The organism is Nitrosomonas sp. ANs5 (genome assembly GCF_050584665.1).
In the GTDB taxonomy this organism is placed as follows: Bacteria; Pseudomonadota; Gammaproteobacteria; order Burkholderiales; family Nitrosomonadaceae; genus Nitrosomonas.
In genome coordinates, this window is the sequence record NZ_JBEUDO010000002.1 from 19,144 (window position 1) to 38,081 (window position 18,938).

The window sequence follows — 18,938 nt, forward strand, 5'->3', positions numbered from 1 at the left end:
TAATGCGTTTCCCGATGTGCCCAGTTAGCTTCAGAAGGGTGAAATCGTCATAAAGAAGCGCGATAACCAGCCCATGGTTTGCGCCTCATCCAGATAACCGGTTCCGCGATACTCCAGACGAGCATCTGCCACCTGAACCGATGAGACGGTGTTATGCATGATGTTGATCGGATTGATCACCCCTGACAGCCGGATAAACTCATGCCCCTGGTTGATGCCGATCTGCTTCTCGCCACTGACCAGCAAATTGCCGTTAGGCAAGATATCGATGACGGTCACAGTGATCGTGCCAGTGAAATTGTTGTTGCTGGAACTCTCCCCCCTGCCATCGAAATTATTGGCGGAACTCGCTTCCAGTGAGATGTCCTGAAAGATGCTTTTCAGTGGCAACCCCATGAAGGAGGGAATCGAGAATTCGGTATCACCTGCGCGCCGGACGTTGCTGCCGCTCCGTTTGCTCGCGTTGGTGCGCTCGTTGAGGGTCACGATGATGGTATCGCCAATCCAGCGCGAACGCCGGTCCTCGAATAAAGGAATATAGCGTGTGCCGGCCTGCTGATTGAAAGCCGCCTGAAAGATCCCGCCGTTGGTTTCGTTGACGGTCAAAGGTGGCAAAGCGGGTGGGCGCACTGACATCGGTTGCTGCACCTTGGGCTTGGGGGGGCTGGTGCAACCCGAGAATATGCCGATCAGAGCCAACAACCCCAGCCACACTGCCCAGCGTCCACGGTTGCGCTCGATGGAGTTCATGCGGTTAACAGTATCCATAACTCTGTATCCTGAATTACGAAGTTGAACGAAGGGACATAGCTAGCGAACCCCGCGTTCTCACAGTTGCGCCAGTCTCTGCAGCATCTGATCGGAGGTCTGGATTGATCTCGAGTTGATTTCATAGGCGCGCTGGGTCTGGATCATTTCGACCAGTTCTTCCACCACATTGACGTTGGAGGTTTCCACAAACCCCTGGTTGAGCAGCCCCATGCCGTTGACGCCCGGAATCTCCGGGTTGGGCACGCCGCTGGTGGCCGTCTCGAGATACAGGTTTTCGCCGAAACGCTGGAGACCGGCCGGATTGATGAAACGGATCAATTGTAAGTTGCCGACTGGCACTGGCGCGGCCACTCCCGGCATTTGGGTCGAGACGGTACCATCACGTGCAATGGTGATGCTGGTGGCATCGGGCGGAATGACGATGCCCGGCTGCACGATAAAGCCGCTAGCGGTCACGAGCTGGCCATCCTGATCCGACTGGAAAGCGCCATCGCGGGTATAGGCCAGGGTGCCATCCGGCAGCAGAATCTGGAAAAAGCCTTCGCCCTGGATCGCGACATCGCGCGGATTGCCGGTTTGCTGCAGGTTTCCCTGCAAGGTGATATTCTCGGTCGCCACCGGCCGCACCCCAGTGCCCATCTGCAATCCGGAAGGCAGGCGGGTGATCTCGGATGACTGCGCACCGGGCTGGCGCAGGGTCTGGTAAAGCAAGTCCTCGAAAACCGGCCGCATCCGCTTGAAGCCATTGGTGCTAACGTTGGCCAGATTGTTGGCGATCACGTCCATTTTGGTCTGCTGGGCATCCAGACCGGTTTTTGATATCCATAAGGCACGAACCATGTTGCTATCCTTTGTTCAAGATTGAAAAATTATTTTTGGCAGTAAGGTACTTATCTTCACTGTTTTCAGCCTCGCAGCACCATGATCTCACTCGCCTGCTGGGCATTTTGCTGGGCACTTTCGAGGATCTTGATTTGCATGTCGTATTGCCGCGCGAGTGAAATCATCTTGACCATCTCGCTGATGGCGTTGACATTGCTGCCCTCGAGTGCACGGTCGACCAGCACCACCTCCGGATCGACCGGCGCTTCACCCCCGTCACGCAGACGAAACAAGCCGTCATCGCCCTTGATCAGCTGTGCTGCCGGCGGATTGACCAGCTTGATGCGGCCGATGATCGACACGGCCGTGATTTTCGGATCGCTCGGCAATACCGAGACAGTGCCATCCTTGGCGATCGTGACCCGGCTCTCGGGAGGAATGGCGATGGCTCCGGTATCGCCCTTGACCTCGAATCCCTGACGGGTCATGAGCACGCCATTGGCATCCAGTTGCAAGTTACCATGACGCGTATAGGCTTCCTTACCGTCTTCCAACTGGACGGCGATCCAGCCCTCGCCTTCGATCGCAACATCGAGTGCCCGCCCCGTTTCATTCACAATGCCCGGCGCGAAATCTGCACCGGTGGTCGCGTCCAGCACGAATGCCCGGGTCGGCAGACCATCGCCGAATACCGGCACAGCCCGAAAGGCATCGGTTTGCGAACGGTAGCCGGTCGTCGAGGCATTCGCCAGATTGTGTGCCACCGTGGCCTGCTGGGTCATGGTATGCAAGGCGCCGGTCATGGCGGTATAGATCAATCGGTCCATATGCGTTTCCTCGTCAACAATTGCTTGTATGCCTGCAGCATGTGCTCATCAGATATTGACCAGGGTCTGCAGCACTGTGTCCTGGGTCTGGATGGTTTTGGCATTGGCCTGATAGACGCGCTGGGCGGTGATGAGGCTGACCAGCTCGTTGGTCAGATCGACATTCGATTCCTCGATGGCGGCCGACTGGAGCGCGCCCAATGTGCCACTGAGCGGCACGCCCACCAGCGGCAGACCCGATTCACCGGTCTCCACCCACTGGTTGCGCCCGAGTGGACGCAAGCCATTGGGGTTGGCGAAATTGGCCAGCACGACCTGACCCATCGCCCGGTTGACACCATTGGTGTAGTTGCCCTGTATCACTCCATCGTCCCCGACACTGAAACCGGCCAGCCGTCCCGAGGTGAAACCATCCTGGCTCATCTTGTTGACACCGAACTGGCTGCCAAACTGGGTGGAACTGGTCAAGTCGAGCTTAAAGTTAAATGGTGAATTTGCACCCAATACTGGAGGAAGCGTTACCGAAACCTCAATCGGGGCAGCGGGTAGTGTTAATGCACCATTCCCATCAAAACTTATTGGTAATGGGGCACCAGCAGCGGCGCCAGCAAGCTCCACATCGTTGATATCACCGTTCAAGGCAGCGTATACATTCCAGTTACTCTGCACAAGCGGAGGCGCGGATGCATCAATTTTCTGAAAATAAAATGTCAATGTATGAGAGTTACCCAGGCTGTCGTAAATCGCGCCCGAGGTTGAGTTGGCATAGGTCGCCGGATTGGTGGCATCAAATGCTGGCAAAGGTGCCGGGACATCCGTGCGTGAATCGAGATTGACGCCGAGCCCAAAGCTCTGGGTTGCCTGGGGCGTCAATTCGGCGGTGGAAAGCTGCAGATTGGCCGGGGCGGTGGTGATGATTTGACCGTTCGCGTTGGCGGGATAGCCGGTGACATTAATGTTGTCCGCATTCACCAGAAAACCATCCTTGTCGAGCTGAAACTGACCGTTGCGCGTGTAGCTAATGGCGCCGTTGTCGTTCATGCGGAAAAAACCCTTGCCCGCTATCGCGATATCGAGCGGATTGTTGGACATGGTGATATTGCCCTGCGAGAATTCCTGGGCGATTGTCGATACCCGCGTGCCGATGCCGACATGGTTGCTGCCAGAAGCGCCGCCGAGCGAGTTGGCGAACACGTCGCTGAACTGCGCCTGTGACTGCTTGAAACCGACCACATTAACATTGGCGATATTGTTACCGACCACCTCCAGTTTGGTCGAAGCAGCTTTCAATCCACTCAATCCATGTTGAAATCCCATCGTTTATCTCCTGTCTCAGAATATTTTTTTGATGTCTGTCATACTGCTATAACCGAGCTCACCAACGCCCAGCGCCACGCCATTGGCACCGAGCGAAGCGCTCTCGACCGTGCCAAATGCCAGGGCCGAAGCGGCCACTTCCTGATCGCCACGCAGTGCTTTCACGGCGAAACTGTAGCGCCCCGGAGCAGCCTCATCACCGCTGTTGGCGACGCCGTTCCAGACGAAGGTGCTGACGCCCGCCGCCTGCGGCCCGAGATCCATGTCGCGTACCGCAATACCGGCGCTGTCCTTGATGGTGATGACCAGTTTGTCGACCGGCTCGCTCAATTCAAATCCACCGACGCCCGCGTGGTTCTCTAGCGCCATCGAGGTGCCCGGCACCAGCACACTGCGGCCGATCATGGTCGCTGCCTCAAGCGAACGCTTGGCATCGGAATTGGCCACCAGTTGTTCCAGCGTGCCATTCAGCTTCTCGATGCCGTTGACGGTACTGATCTGGGCCAGCTGGCTGGTCACCTCGGCATTGTCCATCGGACTGAGTGGATCCTGGTTCTGCATTTGCGTGACCAGCAGCTTGAGAAACCGCTCCTGGGGATCTTCCTCGCTTTTGCGCGCGCTCTGGATGCTGCCGCCATGCGAGGCCAGCAGCTGGGAAATACTGGAATTTGCTTGATCTACCTGGGTCATGCCTGACTCCCTTATTGACCGATTGAAAGTGATTTCTGCAACAATGTCTTAGTCGTATTCATCATGTCGACGCTGTTCTGGTAGGAACGCGAAGCCGACATCATGTTGACCATTTCATCCACCACATTGACGTTGGGGGTGGTGACATAGCCATTGTCATCCGCCATGGGATGCTTGGGGTTATAGGCCACCTTCATCGGTGACGGATCATGGACCACGCCGGCGACCTTGACACCCTTGGCCAGTTTGGCCGAGGTATTAAGGGTGCTGAATACCACCTGCCGGGCGCGATAGGGTTCACCTGATGAATTGGTCACGCTGTCCGCGTTGGCCAGATTGCTGGCCACCACGTTGAGCCGTTGCGACTGGGCGGCCATGGCCGAGCCCGAAATATCGAAGACACTGAATAGCGACATGATTAAACGTTTCCTTCTCTGATGGCGGATAACAAGACCCGGATCTGATTATTGATAAAAGTCAGCCCGGCGTCGTACTGGATGGAATTGTCGGCGAACTGCATCCGCTCGGTATCCATATCGACGGTATTGCCATCGATACTGGGCTGCTGCGGCACGCGATACTGCGCCTGGGTAGTACCGATCGATCGGTAGCCGACGGGATTGATATGCCGTGGGGATGTGGTCGTCAAGCCTTGCTGGGCAGGATTCGACGAAAGCACATGCTGCAAGGCTTGCGCAAATTTGACATCCCGCGCCTTGAAACCGGGCGTATCGGCATTGGCGATATTGCCGGCCAGCAGTTCCTGCCTGGCTGCCCGCACATTGAGGGCCTTGTGATGAAAATTCAGGGTATTGTCTAGCTTGTTGATCATGAATGACTCCTACGAGATCGTCACTCTTATCTCAAGCATGAACCATGCCAGAATTTATTGACGATAATATATGCTCAATTGCCGGAACAAACCCGGTAACCTGTTTCAGTTCCGGCTTTAACTTACCGGCCACGGCACTACCATGCAGGGCAGGCGGCAAAAATTGCCGCTACCGGCAAAAATTACCCTGCGCCCGGGGCAACAACCTGGATGCTCAACCCAATATGATTAAAACCCTCCCCCTGCTATGGGGTCTTTTCTGTTTATTGACGCCCGTGCTGGTGCATGCCAGCAATCCCTCACCGGTCAGCGCGATTCTCGAAGCGGTGGAAGCTTTCGTCCATGAGCAGGGACGTGACTTACCCGGCAGGGTGATTATCAAGTCCAGCAGGCTTGATTCACGCCGCACCCATCAGCCCTGCCAACAGCTCGAAACCTTCCTGCCGGCCGGCGGACGAGTATGGGGAAGATTCTCGGTCGGTGTGCGTTGCCAGGATGCATCCAGTTGGACGCTTTATGTGCCGGTCGAAATCGAGGTCATCGCTCCCATCGCGCATGCAACCCGGCCGATTCGCAAGGGCAAGCTTTTGGGTAGCGACGATATAAGCATGCATGAAGCCGATCTGGTGCGCTTGCCGCAAGATATACTCAGCGATGCCGGACAAGCGGCAGGTAAAATGGCAACCAGTTCGATCGCTGCCGGCCAGCCCTTGCGCCAGCGACACCTGCGCGCCCCGCACGTCATTACGCGCGGCCAGAAGGTTCAGCTGATCGTGACCGGCTTGGGATTCACAGTCAGCACCGAAGGCGATGCGCTGACCTCAGCCGCGAGTGGAGAAATGGTACAGGTACGCAACCCGGCCGGCCGGATCATCAGTGGGATCGCGCGCGCAGATGGCAGTGTTGAAGTCAGGCCATAGCAAAAATGGCGTATGCTTCCAAACATTTCCAGTCGATACATGCGGCCGGGAATAATCCGTCGTCGGTTGGGTGAGTAGAAATTACAGGCTGTCGCCAAAGCTCGCCGGCTGACAGCCCCGATCCAAGGTAATAATATGAATCAAATGTTTTACAGGATAAAGAAAACGTCGAGCGAACTGGGGACCAAGGACACGCTGCTCTATATTTTCGATCGATTGTTATACCAGATCAGTTTCAAGAAGCTGATACTGCATAAATATTACATTACCCAACAACCGGTAAGCCAGGATTGCCTCGTTCCAGTCGATAAAGGTCGGGATATCGAGATTGTTCAGATCGGACCCGATCATCCTCTGCTACAGCAGATGGACAGACCTTTTTCCGTATTGCAGAAACGTTTCGCCAACGGTGGTCACTGTTTTTCCGCCTGTAAAAGCGAACAATTTTCAGGTAATTTATGGCTGAATTTCGACAAATATCAGGAAGATGAAGTCCGCTGCACTTATATTCTGCAACCCAAAGGACGGGCGGCCTGGGATTACGATGTATTTGTTTTACCCAAATACCGATTTTCCTATGTATTCGCCAAATTATGGGATGAAGCGAACAAGGTCATGCGGCAGCGCGGCATTGAACATGTCTACAGCAGGATCAACTACTACAACATCACCTCATTGCAGGCCCATAAGCGATTGGGCAGCAGGATCATCGGTTCGCTATTCTTCATTAACCTGGGTCGCTTTCAGTGCGCCATCAGCTTGCAGTTCAAGCCAAAATTAACCCTCAGTCTGAATCGCGACGTTTTTCCGGCAGTGCATATTGGCACCACTGACGAGCGGTAGCCCAACAACCAAGACAATTGCATAAACACACAGGATCAAGCGATTGAAAAACCACTTGATCCTGCGATCACACCGGAGACTGGGACGCTCCCGTTACAACCCGACCACTCCGTCATCTTCACGCGTAATGACTAACGTTGCCGAACGGGGACGGGGTCCATTGGGATCAGCCACGACGATTGCCTGGCTCGGATGTCTGTAGACTGCACCGCTGTCCGGCCAGTTGCTGGTGAACTGACCTGGCAATGAACGATCACCAGGATGCTGGAAATTGACAAACAGGGTTTTGCCATCCGGCGTTGACACCACACCCGTCGTTTCCTGTTCGACCGGACCGGACAGGAAGCGCTTGATTTCACCGGTGACCGGATTGGCAGCCAGCATGGCATTGGCGCCGAATGGACCTTGCGCTTGCTGGGCACCGCTCATATCGGTTTGGATCCAGAGTATGCCGTTCTGATCGATCCACAGGCCATCGGGGCTGGCAAAAATATTGTCCTGGGTCAGACCTGGGCCGCCCTGCCCTGGCAGAATCTGGCTGTCAAACTCAGGTCCAGCCAGCACGAACAGATCCCACTCGAAGCGGGTGGCCCAGGACTGGTTGCCGCGTTCGCGCCAGCGGATGATATGGCCATAAGGATTGGGGCCGCGTGGATTAGCAGCATCGACATTATCGGCCGTGCGGTTACTGTTGTTAGTCAGTGTCATATAGACTTCCCGTGTCTGGGGATGCACTGCACCCCATTCCGGGCGGTCCATTTTGGTTGCGCCGACCACATCGGCTGCCAGGCGGGTATTGACCAGCACATCGGCCTGATCCAGGAAATAGATGCCCTTGCTGATGGACATCGCGCGGAAATAGCGGTCATTGATATCCAGCGCCAGCCATTCACCGGTTCCATTGTCATAGAAGCGCGCGACATAAAGCGTGCCCTCGTCCAGGATATCGCGGTTGTCGTGCTGACTGTTGTAACGCGCCTTGGTCACGAATTTGTAGATATACTCATCCCTGGCATCATCGCCCATGTAAAACACCACCGGCTTGCCCGGTTGGGGCGGAGCCATCCAGCAGCCTTCATGCGCAAAGCGGCCCAGTGCGGTCCGTTTCTTGGGCATGCTGTTGGGATCGAACGGATCAATCTCCACCACCCAGCCCATTGTGTTGGGCTCGTTGCGATAGTCCCGGGTTGCCCGGCTGCCTTTGATTGAAGCATCGAAGCGCACATAGTGATCTTCCCCACTTTGCGCCTTTTCCCAGCTATAGCGGCTACCCGTCGTTCTCACACCATAGCGGCTGAATTCACGTGGCTGCGTCAATTCCAGATCATCCCGAATGCCGGCACGGGCCAATAAAATGGCCATCGTTCCAAGCGATTCGCGTTCCTCATCATTGAAGGTCGAGCCAAGCTGGGTATAAACATGGTTGGTCACCTTCTGATCGTGTATCTCATCGAAGATGCCGATAATGCGATCGGTCTCGGGATAATAACGTGCGTAGTAACGGCCTTGGGTGAAAGAAACCTTGGGCCCAGGGTAACGGCCCGGTTCGTTGGCCTCGAACCAGTTCAACAGCGCATCGGCACGCACCTGCTTGATCTGGTTGTTGAAGTAACCTGCCCAGTTTTCTTCGCAAGTCAGATAGGTGTTCCAGGCGGTATAGCCATGCGCGCAGTTGTTGATCGTGCCGCGCGCCCGAGTCCCATCCGGACTGAACCGGGTCTTGACCAAGTCGCTGCCACGCACAGGCCCACTGATTGCCATTTCAGTGCCCGCCGTGATTCGACGGTTATAGGCGCCCCTGATAACATGCCATGCACCACTCGCTGAATTTTTCTGCAGTTCTACAACACTCACGCCATGCGCTGCAATTTCTTTTCTGACTTCATCGGTAGGACGCATCCCGTCCACAAAGCTGGGTCCGGCTGGATGCAATACACGCTGATCGACATACTCATGATTCACACACAACAAACCATGACCATTGGGATCGTCGTTGAACGGAAAATAATGCATGCCGTCGTGATGCGAACCGACCTGCTGTTCCTGCTCCTCACCGCTATTACCATCGATTGAATCGAATTCCGGGTAGCTGCCGGTTAGCGGTTCCCCCCAGGGAATCAGCGCCTGCGCCTTGTAGCCTTGCGGAATGACAGCGGTATCTGAGCGGGAAACCGGAATTGCCTCAAAATTCAAAACGGGGTTCAGGGAAAACGAGGGCTTGGCCGGAACAGGCAAGCCGGTGGTAGAGGGAAATTTTTTGGCTTCAGCCTGTTCAACCAGGCCGGGTAGACCGAATACGGTCGCCACGGCAGCCCCCAGACTGCCGGTCAAAACCTCCCGGCGAGACAATCTCCTTTCAAGGATGGATACAAAATGTTCGTTGTCGGAACGATTACTCAACGGCTCATCGCCGCTATCGATTTCAGTTAGGAAATTTTCTTTGTCGTTCATGGTGTTCTCCATTGATCAGTGTTAACCGAGGAGTTGCTACCATAACGAACGAAAGTGAAGCTGCCATGACGGCTACATTTCAGAAAAATGAAGCCTGGCAAGCAACCAGATCAATTGCCCAGGGATAAGGCCTGACCCAATGTAGCCCGCTCTGCAGCCGAGGAGGGAATCGTCTCCATTTTTTCTATTTGCGCCAGGACATTGTTCAGCCCTCTGCCATTGGCAATTTGGATGGACAAGCCCGGCCGCGCATTCAGCTCCAGTATCAGCGGACCCAGATCGCGATCAAGCACCACATCCACCCCCAGGTACCCCAGCCCCACCAAATCATGACATTGCGCCGCCAGTGTCAACAGCTTGTGCCAATGAGGAATTTCCAATCCTCTGATCATCGCGCCGGTATCGGGATGCTGGGTGACCGGACTGTTCTGCCAAACTGCATGAGTCGTGCGGCCGGTCGCCAAATCGATGCCGGCGCCGACCGCGCCCTGATGCAGATTGGCCTTGCCATCCGACATTCGGGTCGGCAAACGCACCATGCATGCGACGGGCACGCCCCTGAACACAATCGTGCGAATATCCGGTACACCCCGGAAGGATACGGCCTCGAACAATGGATCGAACTTGACCCGGTATTCAATCAGTGCTTGATCGGGCTGGCCACCGAGACTGTAGAGGCCGCTCAGGATATTCGATATGTGATATCCAATTGCATCCTCGGTCAACAAATCGCCGTTATTCTGCCGGTAACGTTCGTTGAGGCGCCCGGTGATCACACAGATACCATTTCCACCCGAACCATGAGCGGGCTTGATGACGAAATCGTGATGGTCCTTGACGATATTGGGAAGATTGGCGACATCATGCTGGATCTCGATCACGCCGTACAGCGTCGGCACGGCAATGCCGGACTCGATCGCCAGATATTTGGTACGCAATTTGTCATCCACCAGCGGGTAGAGCGAACGTTTGTTATAACGCAGGATATAGTCGGCGTTACGCTGGTTCATGCCAACGATACCCAACCGCCTGAGCTTGGACCAAATGCCAAACATACTATGACGCTTTATTGCTTAGGAATGCGCGGAAGCGCCAGAGCTCGGTCAGCCGGTAGCCCGAATAACGGCCAAGCAGCAATATCCCAGCCAGAACGACCAGCAGCAGTTCCGGGAAAACGAAAAACATATATTGCAGCTCATTGATATTCATCGCCAGGTAACCAATGATGGCCACCAGCAGACTGCCCGTCACTTGCTTGAAAGCTTCCATGGGGCCAGCCTCTTCCCAGGTCAAAGACATACGCTCGATGGTCATGGTCATGATCACCATCGGGAACAGAGCCACCGACAGCCCCATTTCGAGTCCGAGCTTATGCATGATGACACTGATGCCCGCCATGAGCAGCACCACCATGGTCAGCACCGCGGCCAGCCGCGGCACCAGCAGCAGTTTCAGCTGCTCGACATAGGCGCGCAGCAATAACCCCATGCCGACAATCAAACCGAACAAAACAATCCCCCACAGCAGCTCTGTTTCTCGAAAGGCCAGCGCGATCAGCACCGGCATGAATGTACCAAATGTCTTGACCCCGATAAGATTGCGCATGAGCACGACGACCAGTGCACCCAATGGTACCATCAGCAAAATCTTGTAAACATTCTGGGTGTGTACCGGCAATGAATAGAGCGAGAAATCTATCAAGTGCGAGCCTTGCTCCGCCGCACGGCTCCCGGCAATATCAATGATTTCCCGCAAGGTACTGGCGACTGAATACTGTATGCTGACTTCAGTCGCGCCTTCGGTAGAAAAGTTTTTATCGTCATCGATTTGCCACACTACAAAATTTGGCGGTAATCCTTCCTGGCCATCCCGGATATTGAGCGACCGCCATTGCTCGCCGTCATAGACTTGCAGAAACGACTCCAGATCAGAATAATCCTTGCCGTTCTGCAGCCGCAAGCCACGCACAACCCGCGACGGAATGCGGGCACCGGCCAACAACCAGCCAACACTTTTGGCGAAATTGCGGGAACGGCCGATATGCTCCAGCAGCAGCTTCAACTCAGGTGCAGGCTTCTCTGCGTTCAATTGCTCGATCACACGCCGCGAAAAAGAAACGGTATCGGCTGATTGCTGCCGTGCCTTTTCGAGCAGCCCCTGAATGACAGGCGCCAGATTTTCCGAATAATCAGGCACTTTAGGATAAGCAGGGGGGGCGCTCGGTTTGGGGACCATCTCCTCGTCCTCGAACAACACCGCCCGGTAAAATAACAACTGCTTGCCTTGGGCGCGCCGTTTTGCCCACAGCGCCACCCGCCCGCGCTCATCCTGCTCGGTTGCCAGGCCGTAATTGGCGCCCACAAAATCCTCGTCGAGGATGGCATAGCCAGTGGGATTGTGTGGCAATGGCAGCGTTACCTTAATGGCAGTGTCAGGCTTAGCCCGGAAACTGATACGCGCCTCGATACTCCAGACTTCGGCCTGATCGGAGGTCGTCAAGGGCAAGCCGAGCACTTCGACTTTGTAATAGGCCAGCCCCAGTCCTGCCACGCATAGAAACAATGTCAACAACAATAGATGCAGTTGCCTCATTCAGCTGCTCCTGGACTGGCCACATCACTGTCTTTCATTTTCTTTTTTTTCTCATGGCCACATCCTGCCTTGTTCAGATAAGCATTTGCAGAATCAACCAGCGCATAGCCAGCGAGTGCCTTGCGTCCAAGCAATATAGGATAATTGAGGGCGCGGCGGTCGATCAGGCTGAATTCAATTGTTCGCACTTCATCGGCCAGGCAAATATCCATGCTGACCACGGGACGCTCCTGAGGAGGCCCGCTGTGCTGCTTGATTTTCACCAAACGGATCAACGGCCGTTCGATTTCAATCGAGCGTTCATCTTTAGCGGTTTTGAAATCGAAAGTAAATCTGGCCCACCGTTTGCCGTTTTTCTTGAACACATGGATATCGCGCGCGCTCATGGAAGAAGTATTGGCACCAGTGTCCAGGCGTGCCCGGGTTTTCAATCCCCATGGTTCCAATCGCACAAACTCGACCCAGCCAAGAATTTTCAGGGTATCGGGCGTTGCAACGGTTTTCTCGGCCGATGCCATGCCATAAGGCATCAGCAACAGCAGCAGTGCAATCGCGGCAGACAGTACACGCTTGGCTAGACTAGTCATTATCGGATTTCTGATATATTCAGTAGTAGGGTTTAAAATTTGTTTTCAGTCTGGATCGACCTGGCCTGGACTGACAGACGTAAATACATTGACATTGAGCGGGTGAAGGGAATCGAACCCTCGTCTTAAGCTTGGGAAGCTTCTGCTCTACCATTGAGCTACACCCGCATGCTAGAATGATTAGCTTATCATTAAAGTCTACCTTAACTGCGGTATTTTTAAAACTATGCAACTCACGATCAACGGTCAATTGCAAAGTTTTGACGGCCCGATGAATATGCAACAGCTGATCGAGTGCCTGTCATTACAAAACAAACGCATTGCCATCGAATACAACGGGGAAATCATTCCCCGCAGCAAGTATCCTGAGCAAATTTTAGGCGAAGGCGACCAGCTCGAAATCATCGTGGCAGTCGGTGGTGGCTGATACGCGCAAGTAACTGAATCCCGCTTGTCCAGGACAGCCTGATAATCAAACGTAATCATTGAAATATTTTATGGATCCACTCGTCATAGCTGGTACAAGTTACAGCTCTCGGCTATTGGTCGGGACAGGAAAGTACAAGGATTTCACTGAAACCCGCGCCGCGGTCGAAGCAAGCGGCGCGCAAATCATTACGGTAGCGATACGCCGCACCAATATCGGCCAAAATCCGGATGCACCCAATCTGCTGGATGCCCTGCCCCCATCCCAATTCACACTGCTTCCCAATACCGCTGGCTGCTATACCGCCAAAGAAGCAGTGCGCACCTTGCGCCTGGCACGCGAACTGCTGGACGGACACTCCCTGGTCAAACTGGAAGTGCTGGGGGATCAGCAAACCCTGTTTCCAGATGTCGTTGCCACGCTCGAAGCGGCAAAAATCCTGGTCAAGGAAGGTTTTCAGGTTATGGTCTATACCTCGGATGACCCGATCGTCGCCAAACAACTGGAAGAAGTTGGCTGCGTTGCCATCATGCCGCTGGCCTCCCTGATCGGATCCGGCATGGGGATTCTCAACCCTTGGAATCTACAAATCATCATAGACCATGCGCGGGTACCCGTACTGGTGGATGCCGGCGTCGGCACCGTTTCGGATGCTGCCATCGCGATGGAGCTCGGCTGTGATGGGGTATTGACCAATACCGCCATTGCGGGTGCACGCAATCCGGTGCAGATGGCTTCGGCCATGCGCAAGGCAGTGGAGGCGGGTCGCGAAGCTTATCTAGCCGGGCGGATGGCCAAGAAAATTTATCAGGCCAGTCCGAGTTCACCGCTCGAAGGCATTATCACGAGCACCCCCACGATTGCAAATAACTAGGCGCCAGGTTGTCCTGGACGATTGACCGCTTTGTCCTCATCCCCATCCCGCTCGATTCGGAGCTATGTCCTGCGCCAGGGGCATTTTTCGAATGCACAACGGCAGGCCTGCGAAACCCTGCTGCCAATCTACGGCATACCCTTTACTGAAAATGCGATTGACCTCGACCAGATTTTCGGACGCTTGGCACCCCGGATTCTGGAAATAGGCTCAGGCATGGGGGAAACCACCGCCGCCATCGCCAGTCAGCAGCCCGATAAGGATTTTCTGGCGATCGAAGTACATCTGCCAGGTGTCGGCAGCCTGCTTGACCTGATCAGAAAACTGCAACTCACCAACCTGCGCATCATCTCGCATGACGCGGTCGCTGCCATACAACAGATGCTGCCCAATCAATCGCTGGATGGCGTGCATATTTTTTTTCCGGATCCGTGGCCCAAGGCTCGGCACCATAAACGTCGCCTGATTCAGCCCGATTTGATCGCATTGCTCTGCGACCGAATCAAGCCTGGCGGCTATCTGCATATTGCCACCGACTGGGAACACTACGCCGAACATATGCTGCAAGTGTTGCGCGACGAGCCACGCCTGACCAACACGGCAGCCGACTACGCACCCCGACCCGACCATCGCCCCTTGACCAAATTCGAGCAACGGGGCCTGCGGCTGGGTCACACCATCCGGGATCTGATATTCATCCGCAACCCGGCATAATTCAACAAGATCCTGCCTAGTACTCCGTTCCGCCAAACCGCTTACATGAAATCGCGCCTTCGCCTGTCATGCGTTGTTGCAAATCCTCGCCATAGCTACGGCTATGACTGCGGTTTGCGCCTAGCCTGGCAGGCGAATCCATCGATTTCATTTGTAAGCTAATTGACGGAACGGAGTACTAGGAGGCTGTCCGAGAATAGCGATCGTAGCGAGGGCGAGGCTGGTTGAGTTGGATTTTTCGATCATTTGAGGCGAATAGTCGTTCTATTTAACGAAATAGGATCGTAAAATCCGGCCAATCAGGCTCGTCCGCAGTAGATCAGTCTATTCTCGGACAGCCTCCTAGCTCATGCGAAAGGCCATTCAGAGCGGTTGCAGCGCCTGGCCTATTGCCATCTATCGCCTGCCTGCAACGGCCGACAATACCCCGGAATAACGCTTCCCGAGTTCAGCGACCAGACCCATGATGCTGGTTTTCTGGCCGAGGCAAGAATATTTCCAGCAAGTCATTGAGAAAACGCCTGCCCTGTAAAGTTGGACGGATGCTGTCATGCCGCCATTCGATCAATCCTCGCTGCTCGGCCTCGGCCAGTTGCCGCTGCATCGCAGCGGTCGTCAGGCCGGTATGCGCCTGTATAAGGCCGGGATCGAACCCGTTCGTGATACGCAGCGCATTCATCATGAATTCAAAAATGCGGTCCGGCACATTCACTTCCTGCTCCACCGCAATCAAATCTTTTATATCGGCCTGGCTGGCCAGCGCATGTTCCAAATATTGCCGGGGATGTTTATAGCGCATATGTCGCAAGATTTTATCCTGGAAGCTGATTTTGCTGTGCGCGCCCGCGCCAATACCAAGATAATCGCCATATTGCCAATAGTTCATATTGTGCACGCAGTGCTGCCCAGGGCGGGCAAAGGCAGATACTTCATAATGCTGATAGCCGTTGTCTGTCAGCATGGTTTCGATCATACCCTGCATGTCAGCCGCATCCTCTTCATCTGGCAACCGGGGCGGATGGCGGTAAAACGGTGTATTGGGCTCGATTGTCAGATGATAAGCCGAGATATGGGGCGCACCCAGCATCACCGCGCACTCGATATCTTGCCGCGCTTGAGCCAGCGACTGATGCGGCAACGCATACATCAGATCCAGATTGAGATTATCAAAATACCTCAAGGCCGTTTCTGCCGCCCGCCGTGCTTCCGCGCCATCATGAACTCGCCCCAATGCCTGCAGATGGCGAGAGTTGAAGCTCTGTATGCCGATCGAAAGCCGGTTGATGCCGGCCGCCTGAAAATCCTGGAACTTCTGCGCTTCAAAGGTTCCGGGGTTGGCTTCCAGCGTAATCTCTGCGCCCAGGGCAAGCGGTAACAGCATCCTGACATGCGAGAGAATCGCATCGATCGAAGCGGCGCTGAACACACTTGGTGTCCCACCACCAAAAAAAACGCTGACAACCGGTCGGCCCCAAATCAGCGGCAGCGACAACTCGAGATCACGTTTGAGCGCCACGACATATTCGGATTCAGGTACGCCATCACGCTCATTGATCGCATGCGAATTGAAATCGCAATAAGGACATTTACGCACGCACCAGGGAATATGGATATAAAGACTCAGCGCAGGCAGCACCCTTAACCGAGGAGACTTCGCGGCTAATAAAGACAAAAGTGGGGTAACTGTATTCATACCGGTCAAATTTGGTTAGTCTGGCAACCTGAGTGGGACGCATTGACATGCATGAAATTCACGGCAGACTTCTCGGCCACAAGCACACAGGCTCATTCGTCACTACACCTGATGCGGCAGATCTTTGGACAGTATTGCAACCAGTTTGGCAAGCGCCTGCCCGCGGTGGCTGATACGATTTTTTTCTTCCAGTGAAAGCTCGGCGGAAGTTTTGTTCAGTTCCGGCTGGAAGAAAAATGGATCATAACCGAACCCCCCTTCTCCCCTTGGCTCCAGAATGATTTCACCCTGCCATACGCCTTCCGCGATGATGGGTTGAGGATCTTGTGCATGGCGCAGCAATACCATTACACAATAATAATAGGCACTGCGATCGGCATATGCACGCAGCGTCTCGACCAGTTTCTGATTATTGCGTGTATCCGATTTGGGTTCGCCTGCATAGCGAGCGGAGAAAACGCCCGGCGCCCCCCCCAGGGCGCTGACGCAGATCCCCGAATCATCCGCCAGCGCAGGCAAGCCAGTCTGCTGACTGGCATGCCGCGCCTTGGCCAGGGCATTTTCCACAAAGGTGGCATGCGGCTCTTCCACTTCTCCGATTGCGCAAGATGCCTGGGAAACGGTTTCGATACCCAATGGCGTGAGCAATTTCTCGATTTCTCTCAGTTTTCCGGCATTACTGCTGGCGATGACAATCTTGTTCAGATATGGTGTCATTTTTCAATCAATGGGTTAGAAAATAGCCTCTGGGGCTATCTTAAGTTCAGTTCAGTGCGCGTGGTGCGGTGCATACAATGTACCGCACTGAAAATCAGATAGCGGCACAACCATCGGATTCATGGCAGATCGCACAGCGATAGCCGGATACGAGCGAGCCAGCTGGCCCGCAAACTGGCCCGGGTTTGCTGATGACTGGCCTCAGGCCTGGAAGGCGCCAAGTGCCTGCTTCTGCAAGCTGAACAATTCCAGCAATCCCTGCTGTGCAATATCGAGCATGACTTGCAAATCCTGGCGGCTGAATGCGGCCCCTTCGGCAGTTCCCTGAATTTCCACCAGTCCCAGATTGCTGGTCATCACGATATTCATATCGGTATCGCAACCGGCGTCCTCGACGTAATCGAGATCAAGCAAGGGCTGTCCATTCAGCATGCCTATCGAGATGGCTGCTACCTGTTCCCGGATCGGGTTATCCACGATCATTTGCTGCGCAGTGAGCCATTCAACCGCATCACACAGCGCCACGAATGCGCCTGTGATGCTGGCGGTACGCGTGCCGCCATCCGCCTGGATCACATCGCAATCGATATGAATGGTGCGCTCACCAATCTTGTCCAGATCCAGCACTGCGCGCAGTGCCCGGCCGACCAGCCGCTGTATTTCCATCGTTCGCCCCGATTGTTTGCCTTTTGCAGCCTCCCGCGGCATTCTTTCACCGGTTGAGCGCGGCAGCATGCCATACTCGGCCGTCAGCCATCCCTGGCCCGTGCCTTTCAGAAACGACGGTACATTTTCGAGCACACTGGCCGTACAAATGACCCTGGTTTCACCACACTCGATCAATACCGAACCTTCGGCATGACGAGTATAGTGGCGCGTAATCCTGACCGGACGAATCTGGTCAGGAGCGCGATGATTGTGTCGCAGCATATCCCTCGCCTGTTAAATAAGAAGTAAGTGAAAAGTTGGATAGCAGAGACCGGCAGATGAGCGTCAGGTGGAAAACCGGTAGCTGGGTTTGTCCGGTGCACCCGTGGAAACGGTCAACACTTCATGACCGGCCTCAGTTACCAGGACGGTATGTTCCCATTGTGCGGACAGGCTGCGATCCTTGGTGATCACCGTCCAACCATCCGGCAGCGGCTTGATGGCGGCCTTGCCGGCGTTGACCATGGGCTCCACCGTGAAGATCATGCCGGGTTTCAGTTCGATACCCGTTCCACGACGCCCATAGTGCAGCACCTGTGGATCTTCATGAAATTTTGCGCCGATACCATGCCCACAGAACTCCTTGACTACACTGTAACCCGCGTTTTCGGCCAAACGCTGGATAACATGGCCGATATCCCCCAGGCGTTTGCCTGGCTGGATTTCCTCGATACCCCGCCACATGGCCTCGAATGTCAGTTCGCAGAGCCGCCTGGCCTGGATGGAAGGTTCGCCGACATAATACATGCGGCTGGTATCGCCGTGATAGCCTTTATAGATGACTGTCACATCGATATTGACCACGTCACCTTCCTTGAGCTTTTTATCTCCCGGGATGCCATGACAAACCTGATGATTGACCGAGGTACAAATGGATTTTGGGTACGGAGTGTAACCGGGCGGCGCATAATTGAGCGGTGCCGGGATCGTTTTCTGGACATCCACCATATATTTGTAACAAAGTTCGTCCAGCGCAGCGGTCGTGACGCCTGGTACCACATAGGGCTGAATATAGTCCAGCACTTCTGCCGCCAGCCTTCCGGCCACACGCATGGTTTCTATTTCTTGGATGGTTTTAATATGAACTGCCACGCCTACTCCAGATTCATTCAGTGATTTTGATAAACATTCAAGCTTGCTAAAAAGTCTGCAC

20 protein-coding genes and 1 tRNA gene are annotated in these 18,938 nt (G+C 54.6%); 5 read left to right on the forward strand and 16 right to left on the reverse strand.

Going from position 1 to position 18,938, the window contains the following annotated elements:
- Nucleotides 1-30: 30 nt before the first annotated feature.
- From ABTW62_RS00705 to flgB, 7 genes are all read right to left on the reverse strand, one after another.
- On the reverse strand, nucleotides 31-768 hold the full coding sequence (locus ABTW62_RS00705; RefSeq protein WP_430902655.1) for a flagellar basal body L-ring protein FlgH: 738 nt from the start codon (nucleotides 766-768) through the stop codon (nucleotides 31-33).
- A gap of 60 nt (nucleotides 769-828) precedes the next feature.
- Nucleotides 829-1,611, reverse strand: coding sequence for a flagellar basal-body rod protein FlgG (gene flgG, locus ABTW62_RS00710; RefSeq protein ID WP_430902656.1), 783 nt, complete (start codon nucleotides 1,609-1,611; stop codon nucleotides 829-831).
- Between the two features lie 65 nt (nucleotides 1,612-1,676).
- Nucleotides 1,677-2,420: a flagellar basal-body rod protein FlgF gene (flgF, locus tag ABTW62_RS00715; RefSeq protein WP_430902657.1), complete on the reverse strand. Its 744-nt coding sequence runs from the start codon at nucleotides 2,418-2,420 to the stop codon at nucleotides 1,677-1,679.
- A gap of 48 nt (nucleotides 2,421-2,468) precedes the next feature.
- Complete coding sequence (gene flgE, locus ABTW62_RS00720; RefSeq protein ID WP_430902658.1) at nucleotides 2,469-3,737, reverse strand: flagellar hook protein FlgE; 1,269 nt, start codon at nucleotides 3,735-3,737, stop codon at nucleotides 2,469-2,471.
- 15 nt (nucleotides 3,738-3,752) lie between these two features.
- Nucleotides 3,753-4,427, reverse strand: a complete 675-nt coding sequence (locus tag ABTW62_RS00725) for a flagellar hook assembly protein FlgD (RefSeq protein WP_430902659.1) — start codon at nucleotides 4,425-4,427, stop codon at nucleotides 3,753-3,755.
- An 11-nt stretch (nucleotides 4,428-4,438) separates the two neighbouring features.
- Complete coding sequence (gene flgC / locus ABTW62_RS00730) at nucleotides 4,439-4,843, reverse strand: flagellar basal body rod protein FlgC (RefSeq protein WP_090413377.1); 405 nt, start codon at nucleotides 4,841-4,843, stop codon at nucleotides 4,439-4,441.
- 2 nt (nucleotides 4,844-4,845) lie between these two features.
- Nucleotides 4,846-5,259 (reverse strand): flagellar basal body rod protein FlgB, encoded by a 414-nt coding sequence (flgB, locus tag ABTW62_RS00735; RefSeq protein ID WP_430902660.1) that lies wholly within the window; start codon nucleotides 5,257-5,259, stop codon nucleotides 4,846-4,848.
- Between the two features lie 224 nt (nucleotides 5,260-5,483).
- Between flgB and flgA the strand changes: the two genes are divergently transcribed.
- On the forward strand, nucleotides 5,484-6,179 hold the full coding sequence (flgA, locus tag ABTW62_RS00740) for a flagellar basal body P-ring formation chaperone FlgA (protein WP_430902661.1): 696 nt from the start codon (nucleotides 5,484-5,486) through the stop codon (nucleotides 6,177-6,179).
- Nucleotides 6,180-6,314: 135 nt separating this feature from the next.
- Nucleotides 6,315-7,022, forward strand: a complete 708-nt coding sequence (locus ABTW62_RS00745) for a hypothetical protein (RefSeq protein WP_430902662.1) — start codon at nucleotides 6,315-6,317, stop codon at nucleotides 7,020-7,022.
- Between the two features lie 93 nt (nucleotides 7,023-7,115).
- Here the strand turns inward: ABTW62_RS00745 and ABTW62_RS00750 are convergent, their stop codons facing one another.
- The 5 genes from ABTW62_RS00750 to ABTW62_RS00770 form a co-directional block, all read right to left on the reverse strand.
- Nucleotides 7,116-9,473, reverse strand: coding sequence for a PhoX family protein (locus ABTW62_RS00750; RefSeq protein WP_430902663.1), 2,358 nt, complete (start codon nucleotides 9,471-9,473; stop codon nucleotides 7,116-7,118).
- A gap of 110 nt (nucleotides 9,474-9,583) precedes the next feature.
- Nucleotides 9,584-10,528 (reverse strand): alpha-L-glutamate ligase-like protein, encoded by a 945-nt coding sequence (locus ABTW62_RS00755; RefSeq protein ID WP_430902664.1) that lies wholly within the window; start codon nucleotides 10,526-10,528, stop codon nucleotides 9,584-9,586.
- 1 nt (nucleotide 10,529) lies between these two features.
- Nucleotides 10,530-12,065, reverse strand: coding sequence for an inactive transglutaminase family protein (locus tag ABTW62_RS00760; RefSeq protein WP_430902665.1), 1,536 nt, complete (start codon nucleotides 12,063-12,065; stop codon nucleotides 10,530-10,532).
- Nucleotides 12,062-12,652 carry an ATP-dependent zinc protease family protein gene (locus tag ABTW62_RS00765; RefSeq protein WP_430902666.1) on the reverse strand — a complete coding sequence of 197 codons (591 nt, stop codon included), beginning with the start codon at nucleotides 12,650-12,652 and terminating at the stop codon, nucleotides 12,062-12,064. Before ABTW62_RS00765 ends, ABTW62_RS00760 begins: the two co-directional genes overlap by 4 nt.
- A gap of 97 nt (nucleotides 12,653-12,749) precedes the next feature.
- Nucleotides 12,750-12,820 (reverse strand) — tRNA-Gly (locus ABTW62_RS00770).
- 58 nt (nucleotides 12,821-12,878) lie between these two features.
- Between ABTW62_RS00770 and thiS the strand changes: the two genes are divergently transcribed.
- The 3 genes from thiS (at nucleotide 12,879) to trmB (ending at nucleotide 14,667) form a co-directional block, all read left to right on the forward strand.
- On the forward strand, nucleotides 12,879-13,079 hold the full coding sequence (gene thiS / locus ABTW62_RS00775) for a sulfur carrier protein ThiS (RefSeq protein WP_430902667.1): 201 nt from the start codon (nucleotides 12,879-12,881) through the stop codon (nucleotides 13,077-13,079).
- Between the two features lie 70 nt (nucleotides 13,080-13,149).
- Nucleotides 13,150-13,953, forward strand: coding sequence for a thiazole synthase (locus ABTW62_RS00780; protein ID WP_430902668.1), 804 nt, complete (start codon nucleotides 13,150-13,152; stop codon nucleotides 13,951-13,953).
- Between the two features lie 30 nt (nucleotides 13,954-13,983).
- Nucleotides 13,984-14,667, forward strand: coding sequence for a tRNA (guanosine(46)-N7)-methyltransferase TrmB (gene trmB, locus ABTW62_RS00785; RefSeq protein WP_430902669.1), 684 nt, complete (start codon nucleotides 13,984-13,986; stop codon nucleotides 14,665-14,667).
- Between the two features lie 448 nt (nucleotides 14,668-15,115).
- On the opposite strand, the gene hemW is transcribed toward trmB, so the two are convergent.
- The 4 genes from hemW to map all read right to left on the reverse strand — a co-directional run bounded on the left by hemW (nucleotide 15,116) and on the right by map (nucleotide 18,877).
- Entirely contained in the window at nucleotides 15,116-16,360 is a 1,245-nt protein-coding gene (gene hemW / locus ABTW62_RS00790) for a radical SAM family heme chaperone HemW (protein WP_430902670.1), read from the reverse strand.
- A gap of 102 nt (nucleotides 16,361-16,462) precedes the next feature.
- Nucleotides 16,463-17,077, reverse strand: a complete 615-nt coding sequence (gene rdgB / locus ABTW62_RS00795) for an RdgB/HAM1 family non-canonical purine NTP pyrophosphatase (protein WP_430902671.1) — start codon at nucleotides 17,075-17,077, stop codon at nucleotides 16,463-16,465.
- Between the two features lie 201 nt (nucleotides 17,078-17,278).
- Nucleotides 17,279-18,007 (reverse strand): ribonuclease PH, encoded by a 729-nt coding sequence (gene rph, locus ABTW62_RS00800; protein WP_430902672.1) that lies wholly within the window; start codon nucleotides 18,005-18,007, stop codon nucleotides 17,279-17,281.
- 63 nt (nucleotides 18,008-18,070) lie between these two features.
- Nucleotides 18,071-18,877: a type I methionyl aminopeptidase gene (gene map, locus ABTW62_RS00805; RefSeq protein WP_430902673.1), complete on the reverse strand. Its 807-nt coding sequence runs from the start codon at nucleotides 18,875-18,877 to the stop codon at nucleotides 18,071-18,073.
- Between the last annotated feature and the right edge of the window lie 61 nt (nucleotides 18,878-18,938).

Excerpts from the sequence above, each read along its gene's own strand:
- ABTW62_RS00705 (WP_430902655.1), bottom strand. The coding sequence starts at position 768 with ATGGATACTGTTAACCGCATGAACTCCATCGAGCGCAACCGTGGACGC.
- flgC (WP_090413377.1), bottom strand. The coding sequence starts at position 4,843 with ATGTCGCTATTCAGTGTCTTCGATATTTCGGGCTCGGCCATGGCCGCC.
- ABTW62_RS00725 (WP_430902659.1), bottom strand. The coding sequence starts at position 4,427 with ATGACCCAGGTAGATCAAGCAAATTCCAGTATTTCCCAGCTGCTGGCC.
- rdgB (WP_430902671.1), bottom strand. The coding sequence starts at position 17,077 with ATGACACCATATCTGAACAAGATTGTCATCGCCAGCAGTAATGCCGGA.
- ABTW62_RS00765 (WP_430902666.1), bottom strand. The coding sequence starts at position 12,652 with ATGACTAGTCTAGCCAAGCGTGTACTGTCTGCCGCGATTGCACTGCTG.
- flgA (WP_430902661.1), top strand. The coding sequence starts at position 5,484 with ATGATTAAAACCCTCCCCCTGCTATGGGGTCTTTTCTGTTTATTGACG.
- flgG (WP_430902656.1), bottom strand. The coding sequence starts at position 1,611 with ATGGTTCGTGCCTTATGGATATCAAAAACCGGTCTGGATGCCCAGCAG.
- ABTW62_RS00750 (WP_430902663.1), bottom strand. The coding sequence starts at position 9,473 with ATGAACGACAAAGAAAATTTCCTAACTGAAATCGATAGCGGCGATGAG.
- ABTW62_RS00780 (WP_430902668.1), top strand. The coding sequence starts at position 13,150 with ATGGATCCACTCGTCATAGCTGGTACAAGTTACAGCTCTCGGCTATTG.
- flgE (WP_430902658.1), bottom strand. The coding sequence starts at position 3,737 with ATGGGATTTCAACATGGATTGAGTGGATTGAAAGCTGCTTCGACCAAA.
- ABTW62_RS00745 (WP_430902662.1), top strand. The coding sequence starts at position 6,315 with ATGAATCAAATGTTTTACAGGATAAAGAAAACGTCGAGCGAACTGGGG.
- hemW (WP_430902670.1), bottom strand. The coding sequence starts at position 16,360 with ATGAATACAGTTACCCCACTTTTGTCTTTATTAGCCGCGAAGTCTCCT.
- flgF (WP_430902657.1), bottom strand. The coding sequence starts at position 2,420 with ATGGACCGATTGATCTATACCGCCATGACCGGCGCCTTGCATACCATG.
- rph (WP_430902672.1), bottom strand. The coding sequence starts at position 18,007 with ATGCTGCGACACAATCATCGCGCTCCTGACCAGATTCGTCCGGTCAGG.
- thiS (WP_430902667.1), top strand. The coding sequence starts at position 12,879 with ATGCAACTCACGATCAACGGTCAATTGCAAAGTTTTGACGGCCCGATG.
- ABTW62_RS00760 (WP_430902665.1), bottom strand. The coding sequence starts at position 12,065 with ATGAGGCAACTGCATCTATTGTTGTTGACATTGTTTCTATGCGTGGCA.
- ABTW62_RS00755 (WP_430902664.1), bottom strand. The coding sequence starts at position 10,528 with ATGTTTGGCATTTGGTCCAAGCTCAGGCGGTTGGGTATCGTTGGCATG.
- flgB (WP_430902660.1), bottom strand. The coding sequence starts at position 5,259 with ATGATCAACAAGCTAGACAATACCCTGAATTTTCATCACAAGGCCCTC.